This is a genomic window from Acinetobacter sp. CAU_H_56, assembly GCF_058599425.1.
In genome coordinates this window covers 2566716-2583691 of sequence record NZ_CM178654.1, presented here as the reverse complement: position 1 = coordinate 2583691, position 16976 = coordinate 2566716, and the positions used below count along the sequence as shown (strand labels likewise).

The 16976-nt window shown below is 44.6% G+C and carries 12 protein-coding genes; 5 read left to right on the top strand and 7 right to left on the bottom strand.

Annotated features, from left to right (window positions below):
- Nucleotides 1-49 precede the first annotated feature (49 nt).
- Complete coding sequence (locus AC4MCC_RS12210) at nucleotides 50-1864, top strand: tetratricopeptide repeat protein (RefSeq protein WP_419363625.1); 1815 nt, start codon at nucleotides 50-52, stop codon at nucleotides 1862-1864.
- A 55-nt stretch (nucleotides 1865-1919) separates the two neighbouring features.
- Here the strand turns inward: AC4MCC_RS12210 and AC4MCC_RS12205 are convergent, their stop codons facing one another.
- Genes AC4MCC_RS12205 through AC4MCC_RS12195 form a run of 3 tightly spaced genes read right to left on the bottom strand, consistent with a single transcriptional unit; the run spans nucleotide 1920 to nucleotide 6695 of the window.
- Nucleotides 1920-3332 (bottom strand): efflux transporter outer membrane subunit, encoded by a 1413-nt coding sequence (locus AC4MCC_RS12205; RefSeq protein ID WP_491885371.1) that lies wholly within the window; start codon nucleotides 3330-3332, stop codon nucleotides 1920-1922.
- A 10-nt stretch (nucleotides 3333-3342) separates the two neighbouring features.
- Nucleotides 3343-5319 (bottom strand): MacB family efflux pump subunit, encoded by a 1977-nt coding sequence (locus tag AC4MCC_RS12200; protein WP_491885370.1) that lies wholly within the window; start codon nucleotides 5317-5319, stop codon nucleotides 3343-3345.
- 2 nt (nucleotides 5320-5321) lie between these two features.
- The gene (locus AC4MCC_RS12195) at nucleotides 5322-6695 is read right to left on the bottom strand and encodes a MacA family efflux pump subunit (protein WP_419363620.1); all 1374 of its coding nucleotides are present in this window, start codon (nucleotides 6693-6695) and stop codon (nucleotides 5322-5324) included.
- 599 nt (nucleotides 6696-7294) lie between these two features.
- Here AC4MCC_RS12195 and AC4MCC_RS12190 point away from each other — a divergent pair.
- Nucleotides 7295-7744 carry a bacteriohemerythrin gene (locus AC4MCC_RS12190; protein ID WP_166136355.1) on the top strand — a complete coding sequence of 150 codons (450 nt, stop codon included), beginning with the start codon at nucleotides 7295-7297 and terminating at the stop codon, nucleotides 7742-7744.
- Here AC4MCC_RS12190 and holA read toward each other — a convergent pair.
- The 4 genes from holA to AC4MCC_RS12170 all read right to left on the bottom strand — a co-directional run bounded on the left by holA (nucleotide 7741) and on the right by AC4MCC_RS12170 (nucleotide 12659).
- On the bottom strand, nucleotides 7741-8739 hold the full coding sequence (gene holA, locus AC4MCC_RS12185; protein WP_491885369.1) for a DNA polymerase III subunit delta: 999 nt from the start codon (nucleotides 8737-8739) through the stop codon (nucleotides 7741-7743). The genes AC4MCC_RS12190 and holA overlap by 4 nt on opposite strands.
- 9 nt (nucleotides 8740-8748) lie before the next feature.
- Nucleotides 8749-9282, bottom strand: coding sequence for an LPS-assembly lipoprotein LptE (locus tag AC4MCC_RS12180; RefSeq protein ID WP_491885368.1), 534 nt, complete (start codon nucleotides 9280-9282; stop codon nucleotides 8749-8751).
- A gap of 283 nt (nucleotides 9283-9565) precedes the next feature.
- Nucleotides 9566-12187: a leucine--tRNA ligase gene (leuS, locus tag AC4MCC_RS12175; RefSeq protein ID WP_491885367.1), complete on the bottom strand. Its 2622-nt coding sequence runs from the start codon at nucleotides 12185-12187 to the stop codon at nucleotides 9566-9568.
- A 121-nt stretch (nucleotides 12188-12308) separates the two neighbouring features.
- On the bottom strand, nucleotides 12309-12659 hold the full coding sequence (locus tag AC4MCC_RS12170; protein ID WP_491885366.1) for a DUF4124 domain-containing protein: 351 nt from the start codon (nucleotides 12657-12659) through the stop codon (nucleotides 12309-12311).
- Nucleotides 12660-13340: 681 nt separating this feature from the next.
- Between AC4MCC_RS12170 and AC4MCC_RS12165 the strand changes: the two genes are divergently transcribed.
- From AC4MCC_RS12165 to ilvC, 3 genes are all read left to right on the top strand, one after another.
- A complete protein-coding gene (locus AC4MCC_RS12165; RefSeq protein ID WP_004782089.1) occupies nucleotides 13341-15068 on the top strand; it encodes an acetolactate synthase 3 large subunit in 1728 nt (575 codons plus the stop codon).
- On the top strand, nucleotides 15065-15556 hold the full coding sequence (gene ilvN, locus AC4MCC_RS12160) for an acetolactate synthase small subunit (RefSeq protein ID WP_004782091.1): 492 nt from the start codon (nucleotides 15065-15067) through the stop codon (nucleotides 15554-15556). The genes AC4MCC_RS12165 and ilvN overlap by 4 nt, the downstream gene beginning before the upstream one ends.
- A gap of 107 nt (nucleotides 15557-15663) precedes the next feature.
- Nucleotides 15664-16680, top strand: a complete 1017-nt coding sequence (gene ilvC / locus AC4MCC_RS12155; protein ID WP_005232140.1) for a ketol-acid reductoisomerase — start codon at nucleotides 15664-15666, stop codon at nucleotides 16678-16680.
- Nucleotides 16681-16976: the final 296 nt, after the last annotated feature.

The window sequence follows — 16976 nt, the reverse complement described above, 5'->3', positions numbered from 1 at the left end:
TGAATTTTTATACATATAACAAAAACAATCTTTTGGTTTTGGAGCAGCTATGTGGTTTTTGCTAGTGCTGGTTTTGGGGATTGGGGCTTTAGCAATCTGGATGTGGAAACGTCCTGATCCAGTGAAACGTGATCAGGCCAAAGCCGTGCATCATGATCTATGGATTGAGCAGATTGATGCTCAATTGAAGTATGCGGCGCGTCTAAGTACGGATCCACATCATCCGGATTATGAACGTGCCTATCAAATTTATCACGGGTTAGCCCAGCAGCAGGACTTGCCACAGGCTTATGTGGGCATGGCTCTAATGCATTTAAACGGACAGGGTCGTGAGCAGAGCACGGAAAAAGCCATTAGCTTTCTTGAAAAAGCTTATAGTTTAGGTGGTGAGGATGCGGCCTATCATTTAGGCCAGATCTATGATTGTCATCAATACCAATTAAATGACCCTGAAAAAGCCTTGTACTGGTATCGGCATGCGGTCGCGCGCGGTCATCTGGATGCGCAGTACCGCATCACTGAACTAGCTGAATCTGATCATGACACTGCAGAACAGCAACGTCTGCAACTGTTAATTCAAAATGCCGAGCAGGGACATGCCAATTCACAGTATCAGTTAGCCCAATATTATTTGGCAGATGGTGCAGCGCAAGATTTAAGTTTGGGGATCCACTATCTGTTTCTGGCAGCACAGCAGGATCACTTGGCGGCCAATCAGGATATTGCCGAAGCCTATGCAAATGGCAAAGTCTTGCCCAAAGATCAACAGCAGGCTTTGAATTTCATTAAACGCTGTATTCATCTGGGTGATCAGAGCGGTTTATATGATTACTATGCCGGCGTGTTACTCGGCACTATTGATCCTGATCAACGCCAACGGGTGTTTCGGCATCTATTACAGCAGTCCAAAGAGTATAAAGATGCACAGGCCAAAACCCTGATCGGTCTGGCCTATTTTCATGGCTGGTATGTACAAAAAAATGAAACCATGGCATTTCGCTACTGGTCTGAAGCAGCACAAACTCAGCATCCTCAGGCCTTGAGTCTGATTGCCGCACTATATTTTGAATCCTATCTGGTCGCACATGAACCGGAGAAAGCATTTGAACTCTATCAACATGCCTTGCAAAGTGATCCTGATCATGGCTTTAGTCAGATGGGTCTGGCACTCTGCTATTTAAACGGAGTAGGTGTAGCCAAAGATACGGCTAAAGCCACCCAAATGATTCAGGCAGTTGCACAGCAAGAGCAACTTGTAGCAAAGTCTGAAGCTGATCTGATTTATATAGTGGGACGTTTTTATGGCTTGCCTGAATATCCGCTGTCGACCCGAGAAAAGGCAATTCAATATTTGAATCAGGCTGTGGCAAAAGGATCAAGTAAGGCTGCCTGGTATTTGTATCAGGCTTATAGTGGTCTTTATCCAGTCTTTGAAGTGAATGAGGAACAGGCCAAACGTTATCTGCATCAGGCAGCTCAATTGGAAGATGCACAAGCACAGGCCGAATTAGGCTTGATGTATTTAAAGGGCAAGAAGGTGGAGCAAGATACGGCTTTAGGACTGAAATATCTGCAACAGGCTTTGAGCCAGCATAATGGTCTCGCACTAAATGCTTTAGGTGAGGCTTTGGAACAAGGAATTGGTACTGAAGCCAATTTGGAGCAGGCAATCCAGTGCTATCGTAAAGCGGCTGCGCAGGTCAATGCCGATGCTTATAGTCATCTGGGGCGCTTATATACCAAAGGCATTGGTGTAGAACGTGATATTGCAATTGCCCGTGAATGGCTGGAAAAAGGCAGCTTGTTGGGACATGAACCTTCTATTGAACAGCTCAACAATGTAAATGCTTATCTGCATATGTAAACTTCAAAAAAAACCGCTGACTAACAGCGGTTTTTTATTGAGTCAAATATGTTGCTTAAGGCAGTTGCTTGATCGGACTACCACCCAAAGCTTGCATCAGGGTCACATAAGCATTGTATTGGCTTTGTCGGGTTTGCACCAAAGACAGACGGGCATTCCGCGTGGTTTCCTGTGCATCCAGCAGATTTTTCAATGCTACTGCACCATTACGATAACGTACTTCGGTCAGACGTTCAGTACGTTCAGCCAGTTCAATATTACGTTGTTGTAACGCAACCTGTTTGGTGAGTTCAGTACGATTAGACAGGGCATTCTCTACATCGGCAAAAGCTTCGTACATGGTCTGACGATACTGGATAATCGCTTTTTCATATTCCAGTTCATTCACCTGCAAATCACGTTTCATATCATTCCATTGCAGGAATGGCAGGCTGAGTCCTGCGCCTAAGGTCGCCACCGGATTTTTAAGTGCATCTGACAATGATGAACTGGTGCCCACGCCAGTACTTAGGCTGCCAGTCAGGCTGATCGAAGGATAATAACTGGCCTTGTTGGCATCCTTGTTGGCCAAGGCTTTACGCAAACGCAGTTCAGTGGCTCTCAAGTCAGGACGACGGGAGAGAAGGCTAGCAGGCAAGCCGGCTTCAATCGATGGTAAAGCAATATTCGGTAAACGTTTCGGTTCCTGAATCGAAAGCTGTTGCACAGGCATATTCATGAGTACTGCCAGCGCCGTACGTGTTTCCACACGTTGCTGTTCAATCTGGCTTAAGGTCGCTTGCTGGCTTTGGATGGCCTGTTCAGCTTGAGTTAAATCCAAACCAGATACTGCACCGGCACGATACTGGACATTGACCAGATCATAGGTACGCTGTGCAGTCGCCAGGTTTTGTTGAACCACGCTATAACGTTCATTTAGATAACCCAGCTGCCAGTACAATTGCGCAGTTGTGCCAATCAGACTTTGTGCAGTTGCCTGCAAGTCCTCTTCAGATGCCAGGGCTTCCCAGCGTGCTGCTTCAGTCTGATTGGCCAGTTTACCGAACAGATCCAGTTCATAGCTTAAGCCAGGAAAATTGACACCAAAACCAGATGAACTGCTGCCATCTTCCAGATCAAAGCTTCTACGCGTGGTTAATCCCGCATCACTGATACGTACACCTTGCTGGCTTTGTGTCTGTCTGGCCTGAATACGGGCTTGCTGTAAATTAATCCCGGCAACGGCCAGATCACTATTGGCTGCCAGTACATCATTCACCAGACTATTCAATTGCGGATCTTTAAATAGAGTCCACCATTGATCTGCCAGAATATCAGCATGAATTTGCTGGCTTACAGCTTTACTGTTTTGAAAGTTGTTAGGCACCTGTACAGCAGGTTGTTCATACGGTGTTTTCACCACGGCCGCACAGCCGACCAGTGAACTCCCGAGGAGTAGGGCACTGGCAAGTTTGGTAAGAGTATGCATATCAGATTCCTTATTCTCGAGAAAGTGCATCGACCGGATTCAAACGGGCTGCGTTACGTGCCGGGATAAAGCCGAACACAATACCGATTAGGCTTGAGCAGACAAAGGCTGCGATAATCGATGTGGTCGAGTATGCCATCTGGAAGGTTCCTCCAGCAAAATGGGTAATCAGTTGACCGATACCGAGTGACAGCAATACGCCTAAGATGCCGCCCAGAATACAAACCAGAACAGCTTCAATCAGGAATTGCTGCAGAATGTCGCTTTGGCGCGCACCGACCGCCATCCGTACCCCGATTTCCTGAGTACGTTCAGTCACGGAAACCAGCATAATATTCATTACCCCGATCCCACCGACGACCAGTGAAATCACTGCAATTGCAGAGATCAGCAAGGTCATGGTTTGAGTCGTTTGCTGAATCGTTTCACGGATACTGTCTGCATTTTGTGTAAACACATCCTGCGCACCGTGACGTTGGACCAGTAGATTTAAAATGGCATTTTCAGCGGTTGCACTTGGATATTCATCCTTAATACGCACAATAATCTGACGCACATTGGGCTGACCCAGCATACGGCTCATAACAGTAGAGTAGGGCAGATAGACATTCAGGCTATCATTATTGCCCATCATGCCTTTTTGCGCATCAATGACGCCAATCACCCGGCTCGGTACACTGCCTAAGAGCAGCACCTGACCGACAGGATTGGTGCCATCTGCAAAGAAAGTATTTTGGGTGTTGGTATCAATTACCACATCCTGCGCCTGCTCAGTAATACTTTCTTTATCAAATGGCTGACCTGATTTAAAGGTCATACCTTTGACATAGAAGAAGTCTTCACTGACGCCGTTGACAGTAGTCGATGCTTCGATCTCTTTGAAGCGTCCGGTGACACTACTGTTGACCGATGGACTGACCCCATCCACATAAGGCTGTTCTGCCAGTGCATCGGCATCAGCGGGAATCAGGGTCTTGGATTGGGAGGAACGTGAGTTATCCCCGAAGCCCCGGCCCTGGAACACGGTAATGGTATTGGTCCCGAGACTGCTGATATTTTCCAGAATCTGCTTTTGTGAACCGTTACCGAGCGCAACAACCGAGACAACCGACGCGATCCCGATAATGATCCCAAGCATGGTCAGGAAGGTCCGCATCCGGTGCGCATTCATGGCCAATAAAGCCATACGGAAAGCTTCACCGAGACGGTCTACCGCGGAACGCCAGCTCGAGATTTTCTTCTGTTCATTTCGGACCAGATTTTCTTTCTCAAAACCATCATCAACTTCAGGCACATTCGGTTTATCTGAAATGATATTCCCGTCTGAAATCTCGATAATGCGCGTCGCATTTTTTGCCACGTTATGATCGTGTGTGACCAGAATAATAGTATGACCTTTGGCATTCAGCTCACGCAGAATCCGCATCACTTCAATACCGCTATTCTTGTCGAGTGCACCGGTCGGTTCATCGGCAAGAATCACGTCACCGCCGTTCATCAAGGCACGGGCAATCGAAACACGCTGCTGCTGACCACCAGACAATTGACTCGGACGGTTCTGGGTTTTTTCACCCAAGCCCAAATCAGTCAGTAACTTGACAGCACGTTCATGACGGGCATCTGAATCTGCGCCAGCATAAATTGCAGGAACTTCAACGTTACCTGCCGCACTTAAATCACCGAGCAGATGATAACGCTGGAAAATAAAGCCAAAATATTCACGACGTAACTGCGCCAGTTCATCGGCTTCAAGTTCACGGGTTTCACGGCCTTTAACTTTATAGCTGCCCTTGGTCGGCTTATCCAGACAGCCCAGAATATTCATCAAGGTGGATTTACCGGAACCGGACTGACCGACAATGGCGACCAGTTCCCCCGGATAAATCTCCAGATTGACCCCTTTTAAAATCTGGACCGTGCTTTCACCCGCAGGGAATTCACGAACCAGATTCTTGACCTCGAGTAGAGGTTGCTGTTGTTGATTCATGCTTACATTCTCATTGGGCCGGCGCCACCAGGACCACGGCCACTGCCGCCACGTTTAGCACCGTCATTAGAAGTATCAGAGCCATCTGCAATCACAACCTGATCACCACGTTTCAAGCCTTTGATCACTTGTGCAGTAACACGGTTATTCAGACCAATCAGGACGGGGGTTGGTTTTGCTGTACCGTCTGCCTGCAATACACGAACCATGGCACGCTGAGCTTTGCCTTGTTCAATCAGGGCACGTTCAGCATCAGAAAGTTCTAAGCGAGGAGGGCGGTCACCTGCCGGACGTTTACTATCGCCACGGGCTTGATCCTGACCTTCGCCACGTGCAGATGGGTCACCGGCACCACGAGAGCCTTCACCACGATTTGGACGTTGTGGACGGTTTGAACCTTGAATGGCAGCCGCCGGCACAGTCAGTACATTTCGTGCTTCATCTAGCACGATATAGACTTGCGCCGTCATATCAATACGCAGCTTGCCATCTTCATTCGGTACATCAAACAGGGCGTTGTAATACACTGCAGAACCTGAAGTCGAGCTTGAAGTATTGGTTTCGGTATTAATTGAATTTGGTGCAGGTTCAACCTGACGAAGTTTTGCGTAAATTTTCTTGTCAGTATTCCCCAAAGTAGTGAAGTACACTGTTTGACCTTCCTGAACTTTCATGACATCGGCTTCAGAAATTTCAGCCTTAATGGTCATGGTATCCAGCTGCGCCAGTTTCACAATCGTTGGTGCACTTTGATTGGCGTTTACAGTCTGACCTTCTTCAGTCACGATCGCTACGATGGTTCCGTCCATTGGCGCCACAATTTGGGTATAACCGAGATCTTCTTTCGCAGTGGCTAGAGTTAAACGTGACTGTTCGATCTGTGCATTAATCGCAGTAATATCTGCCTGAGCGGTTTTGTAGCTAGCTAATGCAGATTCCAGTTCTGAACGCGAGGTTGCATCTTGGGCATACATGGCTTGCTGACGCTTATACTCGGCTTCCACCTTGGCGAGGTTGGCCTGTTTCACGGCAAGCTGTGCCATCTGGTTTTTAATGCTGGCTTCAGCAGTCTTTAAATCATTTTCCTGACGAACAGAGTCAATTCGGGCAATTAACTGGCCTTGTTTGACCTGATCGCCGAGTTGCACATACATTTTTTTAACCTGACCCGAAACCTGGGCACCGACACTGACCATTTTGGTGGCTTCAAGTACACCAGTTGCCAGTACCGAATTTTCAATATCCCCTTGGGTCACTTCGGCTGTAATGTATTGTGGCTGCTGCTCTTTTGGTTTCAGAAAATACCAGGCAGTGACTGCCACCAGGATGGCAATTACAATCGCCATAATGAGTTTCGTAGGTTTTATTTTTGGCATATGGATTCAGATTCGGGTCGTAGGATAACAGTTGATTATAAAAGCGAAATTAGGATAAAACGTGAATTTTTTTTATTTAAAATGAGAACTACTTTCCACTGCCTGGTTTAAAAAAGCATATAAGATAAAACCTGATTTTATATAAGGGATTCATTGAACTACTCCTATTAGAGTTATCTTTTTTAGGTGAAATTTTATACGATTTAGCTATCTGAAAAATATTGATCATATGATGAATTAATTAAAACTTCATGGGAGTATAAAGTACTTCTCAGACATACTGCATGCAAAAACCTGGCCACTAAACTGCTGGTAAAAATACGCCATAATGCTGCTCAATATCATGGAAGTTTTTAATGATATTTGTTGTAAAAATAATTCTGCGCTAAAGCCAACCTCTTTCATTTTTAATCTAATTTTTCGAACGATGTGTTCTACTAAAATTTAAAAAATCTATGTTTTACATATAGATTTAGGCAAATAAAGTTTATAATATTTAATTCCATAAAAAAAATATGGGTTTATTTATTAAGAGAATATGCTCATTTAATGAGCGGAAAATAATACGACTTTACTAAGAAAATTGATGAGGTTCATAGATGGAATGGAATGAAAGTTACAATATTGGAATTGAGGTGATTGATCATCAACATCGCCAGATTCTGGACTATATAAATGCTTTAGAGCAGGTCAAAAGTACCGGAGATCGCGATAAAATCCGGGAGGTTTTAGACGATTTAATCGACTATACCCAGTCACATTTCAGCTTTGAGGAAAACCTGCTGGAACAGGTGAGTTATCAATATTTGCCTTCACATCGTGGCATACATGAATTATTCGTCAAAAAATTGAATGATTATCGCCTGAAGTTTGAACAAGGTCAGTCCATTGAAAAGGATTTGTATCGTCTTCTGTCCAAATGGCTCATCAACCATATTCAGCACGATGATCAGGATTATGTCGAAGCAGTACGGGACAATATGCTGAGCTACCTGCGAACGCAGGAGAAGAAAAAAGGCAAAGGCTGGTTTGCGCGTTTCTTTAGTTAGGCACTCGAGGATGCAAACAAGCTTTGACCGCACATTTCAGCAATGGCCTGCAAGATCAGATGTTCAGGGTTCTCTCTGGACATCCCTTTGATTGCAGCATCGATCCGGATCAAAAGCTGAGGCCAGCTTAAAAAGCGTTGTGGACTTAAACGACGCAAGGCTTGCTGATATAAGCTCACTTTGGTTTTCCAGATACCGATTTGTAAGGCATTTTGTGGCTGTTCAAATAATTGCATCAATAGACGCATTTCTTTACTGATACTCCACAAAATCAGGCTCATCGGTTCACCTGAGGCAATCAGATACTGAAAGATCTTAATTGATTGTGCCAAATTCCCATTCAGCAAGGCATCACTCAGATCATAGGTGCTGTAACGGGACTGATCCTGCAAGCAGGCATACAGATGGTCAATCTGGATAATATCTACTTCAGCAAAGGTATCTGCTACGCGCATCAGGCTGTTTTTAGCAGCCAGCAAATTGTGCTCATGATGCTGCTCCAGCCATTGCCAGGCGTCATTGGCCAGCTTAATTCCCAGTTTTTCCGCTTCAATCCCGAGGATCTGTTGACGATCCTTTGGGTAATTCGCTACCAGTGACACATTTACGCCATTGGCATCAATGGTCTGGAAAAAGCTGGATTTCAGGCTGCTGGCATCTTGCTTCGGCATGACCACCAATAGCAGGTTATCACTGTCCTGTTGCAGATAGCTTTTTAATAGTTTGAGACCACTGGCATCCGGTTTGATATTGCCATGCACTTCAATTGCCAATTGGCTAGAAAATAATGACAGGCTGTTTAAAGCATTGAAGACATTTTTCCAGTCGGCGGCAGAGCTAATATCATAACGCTGGCGTTCAACTTCACGGCTTTGCCAGCTGTTACGAAAGGCATCTACCAGATTCTGTTCCAGCAAAGGCTCCTGACCATGCAACACCCAGGCACCGCGAGCTTCATTGACACGTTTTAATGCCTGGAGGTAGTCAAGTTTCATTGGGTCGTCTTATTGGGCTGGTTGAGTCGAAGTTTTTGGTTTTGCCAGTGGCAAACGATTCGAAGAAATTTGACGGGCAATCTGCTGGGCCACATCATCAATCAGGACCTGATTTAAGAATTTCTGTTCCTGGTCATCCGTATTTACGGTTTCAATATCATATTGATAGGTACGGGTTGCGATTACTGTACGAGGTTCAGTCACCGGATTGCCTTGTGCATCTTCAATTCGGAAAGTGATATTCAGGCGCAATAAGGTTTCCACCAGTTTGCCATTCAATTCTAAACGGCGAGGGGTGTAATCTAGGACACGTAAGACATAAGCATCAGGTGCATTACTCAGCTGTACTCCAGCAGCACCCAGGTAAACAGCCAGTTTTTCCTGTAGATCTTCAGTATTGTCAGGCAGGGCCAGACTCATGACTGAGTAAGCTACAGGTGCGGAACTCGGATTGGTTCCTTTTAAATGAAAGCCACAGCCAACGAGGCCTGCACTTAGACCACAAGTTAAAACAATTGCTGCTAAACGTTTGCCTAAATGCATGAGTATCCTCTTTTTCCCTCAGGGAAATATTTGAAATCCTGAACCGGATTGTAAAGTCAAAGCCCGTTGGCTGGCAACGGGCTTTGTTTGGAATTGTGAAATCCTTTCTCTCATCCTAACCTTCTCCCAAAGGGAGAAGAAATTTCCCTCTCCTACAAGGAGAGGGTTAGGGAGAGGTTAATTTAATCCCTCCCGACCTCCCTTTAAAAAAGGGAGGAGACTTCATTTTTTTATTTGAAGTGGGAAGTCCCCCTTTTGTAAAGGGGGATTTAGGGGGATTAAATTAAACCACCAAGTTCACTAACTTATTCGGCACCACAATTTCTTTCTTGGTTGGGCCCGTCAAGAATTGTTGTACTTCAGGCAAGGCTTTGGCTTGTGCAAGAATATCTTCTTTAGAAGCATCGACAGACACTTCTAATTTGCCACGAAGTTTACCGTTCACCTGAACCACAATGGTTTGGGTGTTACGAGTCAATGCAGATTCATCCACTTGTGGGAACTGCGCTTGAGTTAACTCGATTCCAAACTGAGCCAATAAAGTCTGACTTAAATGTGGTGCAAATGGTGCCAATAAAGTAAGAAGCGTAGTGATCGATTCACGTGCTACAGCAACGTCATTGTCATCTTTCGCTTCAAACTTGTTGTTCGCATTTAACAGTTCCATCATTGCTGCAATCGCAGTGTTGAATGCGTGACGACGTTCAATATCATCACCCACTTTCTGGATGGTTTCGTGAGTCTTACGACGTAAATCTTGCGCAGCTGTAGAAAGAGCAGCTTTATCGAATTCAGTCGCAGTATTACCTTTTTCAAGGAAACCTGTTACCAAACGCCATACACGTTTCAAGAAGCGGTTTGCACCTTCAACACCGGCATCAGACCATTCAAGTGATTGATCAGGTGGCGCTGCAAACATCATGAACACACGTGCAGTATCTGCGCCGTATTGGTCAATAATCGCTTGCGGGTCGATACCGTTATTTTTCGATTTCGACATTTTTTCCTGACCGCCAACAATGACGTCTTGACCATCACCTTTGTATTTTGCAGACGTGATACGGCCTTTTTCGTCACGCTCAAGTTCGATATCAGCAGGGTTAAACCATGTTTTCTTACCAGACTCAGATTCGCGGTAATAGGTATCCGCAAGCACCATACCTTGTGTTAACAAGTTCGTGAACGGTTCGTTGCCTTGTACCACACCTTCATCACGCATCAATTTGTGGAAGAAGCGTGCATAGAGCAAGTGCAGAATTGCGTGTTCAACACCACCGATGTATTGGTTGACAGGAAGCCAAGTTTGACCCGCTTCAGGTTTTACCATACCGCCAGTGAAGTCAGGTGATGCATAACGTGCATAGTACCAAGATGATTCTACGAAGGTATCCAATGTATCGGTTTCACGACGTGCGTCGCCACCACAGCATGGACATTTGGTTTCATAGAACTCAGGCATTTTGTTCAGTGGGTTACCTGAACCGTCTGGCACTACGTCAGTTGGAAGTACAACAGGAAGTTGATCTTCAGGCACTGGCACTTGACCGCAAGTATCACAGTTGATCATTGGAATTGGACAACCCCAATAACGCTGACGAGATACACCCCAGTCACGTAGACGGAATTGAACTTTAACGTTCGCAAGACCTTGTGGTTCTAATTTTGCAAGGAAGGCATCAAATGCGCCTTGGAAGTCTAAACCGTCAAATTCGCCTGAATTGATCAATTTGCCTTCTTTAGAGCCGTACCATTCTTGCCATTCAGTTGCAGAGAAGTCGCTATCGTCTGCGCCTTTGGCATCAATCACTTGCTTAATCGTTAAGCCGTATTTATTGGCAAATTCGAAGTCACGTTCATCGTGTGATGGCACTGCCATCACCGCACCTGAACCGTAAGACATTAAGACATAGTTTGCGATCCAAACTGGAACTTCTTCACCAGTGACAGGATGCTTAACAGAAAGACCTGTTGCCATGCCTTTCTTCTCAGCAGTGGCAAGATCCGCTTCTGCCACAGAACCCATACGGCATTCTTCGATAAATGCAGCCAATTCAGGATTGTTTTCAGCAGCTTTCAGTGCCATTGGATGTTCTGCTGCCACAGCAACATAGGTTACACCCATCAATGTGTCGGCACGCGTGGTAAATACAGTTAAACCGTCTGCATAGACTTCCGGATTCGCTGAAGGGAAGGTGATTTCCATACCTTGTGAGCGACCAATCCAGTTACGTTGCATAGTCAGGACTTGTTGTGGCCAGCCGTTTTTTAATGTTTCAAGATCGTCCAGTAATTCTTGCGCATAATCAGTGATGCGGAAGTAGTACATTGGAATATCACGTTTTTCAACCAATGCACCTGAACGCCAGCCGCGACCATTTTCAACTTGTTCATTGGCAAGTACAGTTTGGTCTACAGGGTCCCAGTTCACAGTGGAAAGTTTACGGTAGATCAGACCTTTTTTATAAAGCTGAACGAATAGCCATTGTTCCCAGCGATAGTATTCTGGTGTGCAGGTTGCGAATTCACGATCCCAATCTACAGACAGGCCAAGTTTCTTCAACTGATTACGCATGTAATCAATATTTTCGAAAGTCCATTTTGCAGGAGCGACCTGGTGTGCAATGGCAGCGTTTTCCGCAGGAAGACCGAAAGCATCCCAACCCATTGGTTGTAATACAGTTTCGCCTTTTAGACGGTGAAAGCGGCTGATCACGTCACCAATCGTATAGTTACGCACATGACCCATATGCAGTTTGCCACTTGGGTAAGGGAACATCGAGAGGATATAACGACGTGGACCTTCTACAGTGTCGGCAACTTTAAAGGCTTTGCGAGATTCCCAGTCCTGTTGGACTTGAGGCTCAATCGCACTGGCTTGATATTCTGAGTCAATGTGAGTAGTCATATACGTAATACAAGAGAACGGTTAAAAAAATATAAGGCACAGCATAGCGCAAAAAGCACCTAAAAGTGAATTTTGCGGATGGGATTCTGCAGGAAAAATCTAAATTGGCAGGCAAGTATGATTAGAAGGCGACACGCTCAGACTGACCACGTTGTAAAGCTTCATTGGCTTCACGCTGTTGCTGCTCATTTTCAGAAACGGCAGGCACAGGTGCAGATGAGTTTGAGTTATCCGTTTCGGTCTGGTTCTCATTTTTGGTTGTTCTTGCTGGGGTAGGTGCGGAATTGGTCCAGCCATAGATTTCTACTTTGCTTTTGTGCTTGGCATTTTTAGGAGGCGGGGTTTTGGTGTAGTGAGTCACGCCTTTGGCATCGACCCATTTATAATATTCAATCGCTAAAGCAGAGCTGCTCGCTACACCTAAAACAAGCGTAGTGGTAAAACTTAATGCGGTCAGGAAAGATCTTTTCATCAGTAAAAGTCCTGAAAATTTCAAGCGGTTAAATAGGGTTATTATTGTAGAGAATTTTTTGCCATAAGATGATTTTTAATTCAATTAATTTTGTGATCAGTAGCGGTCTTAATGTTTTGAGCTGAGACCTAAAAAGAGTAATTTTATATAAAAAGAAATTTATTTATAAACAGTTGCATTGAATTTCTTAAAAATTCATTCAATTTTTTTATATAAGACATATTAAAAATTTATAAAATTAAAGTTTTAAGTATATGAAATTTATTAATTTAAATTAAAATTTTAAAGCTAAAACCCAGAGTTAAAGTCGAAATTGTCTGTAAAAGCAGCAAATTTTAGACGTATAAACAATAATAGCCTGTTTTTTAAACTTGACTTTAAAGGCTGAAAACACAAGAATGCAGCAATAGTTTTATATGCCTTAGATCGATCACCCTTCGAATAAGTGTCATGTCATGCAATGGGCAATTTTTCTAGCCGAAAAATTGAACAAAGCGAACAAAATATGTTTACCCCAACATGTTTTAGATCTTGTATTGCTCGAACAGCAGGTAGATCGGATTTTTATTCCTATTGCTTTGAAAACTATGAAATTTGTGTGCTATAACAGTGCAGACAGTTAATGAATGAACACTGCAAATGCCTCCCATTTGTGCAGTGAATAATATAGGGTGAATCACGTTGGAACTTCTATCTGGTGGTGAAATGCTCGTTCGCGCATTAGCGGATGAAGGCGTTGAACATGTTTTTGGATATCCAGGCGGCGCAGTACTGCATATTTATGATGCGCTATTTCAACAAGACAAAATTAATCATTACCTCGTACGTCACGAACAAGCTGCCGGTCATATGGCGGATGCTTACTCACGCGTAACAGGTAAAACTGGTGTTGTGCTGGTCACTTCTGGCCCTGGCGCGACCAATACCGTTACTCCAATTGCAACGGCTTATATGGATTCCATTCCAATGGTGATCCTGTCTGGTCAGGTCGCAAGCCATTTGATCGGTGAGGATGCGTTCCAAGAAACTGATATGGTCGGTATTTCTCGCCCAATCGTGAAGCACAGCTTCCAGGTTCGCCATGCCAGCGAAATTCCTTCAATTATCAAAAAAGCATTCTATATCGCGTCATCTGGCCGTCCAGGTCCGGTGGTTGTTGATATTCCTAAAGATGCAACCAATCCAGCAGAGAAATTTGCTTACGAATATCCTGAAAAAGTGAAGATGCGTTCGTATCAACCACCATACCGTGGTCACTCAGGTCAAATCCGTAAAGCGATTGATGAACTGATTCATGCGAAACGCCCAGTGATTTACTCAGGCGGCGGCGTGGTTCAGGGCAATGCTTCAGCACAATTAACTGAGCTTGCACATCTATTGGGTTACCCAGTTACCAATACCTTGATGGGTCTTGGCGCATTCCCGGGCGATGATCCACAGTTCATCGGCATGTTGGGTATGCACGGAACTTACGAAGCAAACATGACCATGCACAATGCAGACGTGATTCTGTGTGTAGGCGCGCGTTTCGATGACCGTGTAACCAATAATCCTGCGAAATTCTGTCCGAATGCCAAAGTTATTCACATTGACATCGATCCGGCGACCATTTCTAAGACTATCATGGCGCACATTCCAATCGTGGGTGCAGTAGAACCTGTACTGAACGAGATGCTGAATCAATTGAAGCAAATGAATGTGTCCAAGCCAAATCCTGAAGCGATTGCGGCATGGTGGAAACAGATTGATGAATGGCGTCAGGTTCATGGCTTGAAGTTCGATGTACCGACTGATGGTTCTATGAAGCCGCAGCAAGTGGTTCGTGCTTTAGACAAAGTCACCAATGGTGAAGCGATCATCACCTCTGATGTTGGTCAGCACCAGATGTTCGGCGCGTTGCACTATCGCTACAAACGCCCTCGTCAATGGATCAACTCTGGTGGTCTAGGGACTATGGGTGTAGGTCTGCCATATGCAATGGCGGCTAAGCTTGCATTCCCGGATCAGCAAGTGGTTTGTATTACTGGTGAAGCGTCTATTCAGATGTGTATCCAGGAACTTTCTACCTGTAAGCAATACGGCTTGAACGTTAAAATCCTGTGCCTGAACAACCGTGCCCTAGGTATGGTGAAACAGTGGCAGGACATGAACTACGAAGGCCGTCACTCTAGCTCTTATGTAGAGTCTTTACCTGACTTTGCAAAATTGATGGAAGCTTATGGTCATGTAGGTATTCAGATTGACCATGCAGACGAGCTTGAGTCTAAGCTTGAAGAAGCAATGGCGATCAATGATAAGTGCGTATTTATTAACGTAATGGTTGACCGTACAGAACACGTATATCCAATGCTGGTTGCGGGTCAATCGATGCAGGATATGTGGTTAGCAAAAGGGGAGCGCACGAAATGAGACATATTATCTCTGTACTCGTAGAAAACGAAGCAGGCGCGCTTTCTCGCTTGGTGGGTTTATTCTCACAACGCGGCTACAACATTGAAACATTGAACGTTGCGCCAACTGAAGACCCAACACTTTCACGTCTGACTTTGACCACGTATGGTGATGATCACAAGATCGAACAGATCACCAAACAGCTGAACAAGCTGGTAGAAGTGGTTAAAGTAGTGGATCTGTCTGAAGGTGCGCACATTGAACGTGAGTTGATGCTGATCAAAGTGAAAGCTTTAGGTGCAACCCGTGATGAAATCAAACGTACGACCGATATTTTCCGTGGTCAGGTGGTTGACGTAACGCCAACAACCTACACGATTCAAATCGCGGGTACGACTGAAAAAATCGACGGTTTTATTGATGCATTAGCAGAAAACACGATTCTGGAAGTGGTGCGTTCAGGCGTATCAGGTATCGCACGCGGCGAAAAAGTACTAACCATCTAAATTTTTTAAATTATTTCCTCATTCTAATAAGAAGGGGGCTTCAGGCAATGTGATCAAGGATCATTGCCTGATGAAACGGACACACAAGCATTTAAGCGGAGACAGCAATGCAAATTTTTTACGATAAAGACTGCGACTTATCTATTATCCAATCTAAGAAAGTAGCAATCATTGGTTATGGTTCACAAGGTCACGCACACGCGCTTAACCTTAAAGATTCTGGCGTTGACGTAACTGTGGGTCTACGCGCGAATTCTACTTCTTGGAAAAAAGCTGAAAACGCTGGTCTTAAAGTTGCTGAAGTTCCTGCTGCTGTAGCTCAAGCTGACGTAGTCATGATCTTGACTCCAGATGAGTTCCAAGCTCAACTTTACCGCGACGTGATCGAGCCAAACATCAAAGAAGGCGCGACTCTTGCATTTGCTCACGGTTTCTCTGTTCTTTATAACCAAGTTGTTCCACGTAAAGACCTAGACGTAATCATGGTTGCGCCTAAAGCTCCTGGTCACACTGTACGTTCTGAATACCAACGTGGTTCAGGTGTTCCTGACTTAATCGCGATCCACCAAGATGCTTCTGGTAATGCTCGTAATGTTGCACTTTCTTACGCTTCAGGTGTAGGTGGTGGTCGTACTGGTATCATCGAAACTTCTTTCCGTGAAGAAACTGAAACTGACCTGTTCGGTGAGCAAGCGGTTCTTTGTGGTGGTGCTGTTGAACTGGTTAAAATGGGCTTTGAAACTCTGGTTGAAGCTGGTTATGCACCTGAAATGGCTTACTTCGAATGTTTACACGAACTTAAACTGATCGTTGACTTGATGTTCGAAGGCGGTATTGCTGACATGAACTACTCAGTATCTAACAATGCTGAATACGGCGAATACGTAACTGGCGTTGAAGTAATCAACGAACAGTCTCGTGAAGCAATGCGTAATGCGCTTAAACGTATCCAATCTGGTGAATACGCGAAGATGTTCATCCAGGAAGGTGCGTTGAACTACCCATCTATGACTGCTCGTCGTCGTCAAAACGCTGCACACGGTATTGAACAAACTGGTGCTAAACTGCGTGCGATGATGCCATGGATTCAAGCAAACAAAATCGTTGATAAAGAGAAAAACTAATTTCTTGAATCATTTGATTTAAATGCGAAAACCCACTCACTAGAGTGGGTTTTTTTATATAGTCGAATAATAATTTAAATAAATATAAAAAGATAAGATGAAAGATCGAACTGAATTTTTAATATAGAAAATCATATCTATGCTTGGACTGAAGTAGGAGTAGGTGATCAAGAGTTTGAGCAATATGCATTCGAATTAAAAAATACCAAAACTTCATGGCAGCAAATCCAAACAATTATTTATCGTGATGTATTGTGGGGTAGTTGGCTTTCATTAAGTTTGTGGTTAGCTGTTTT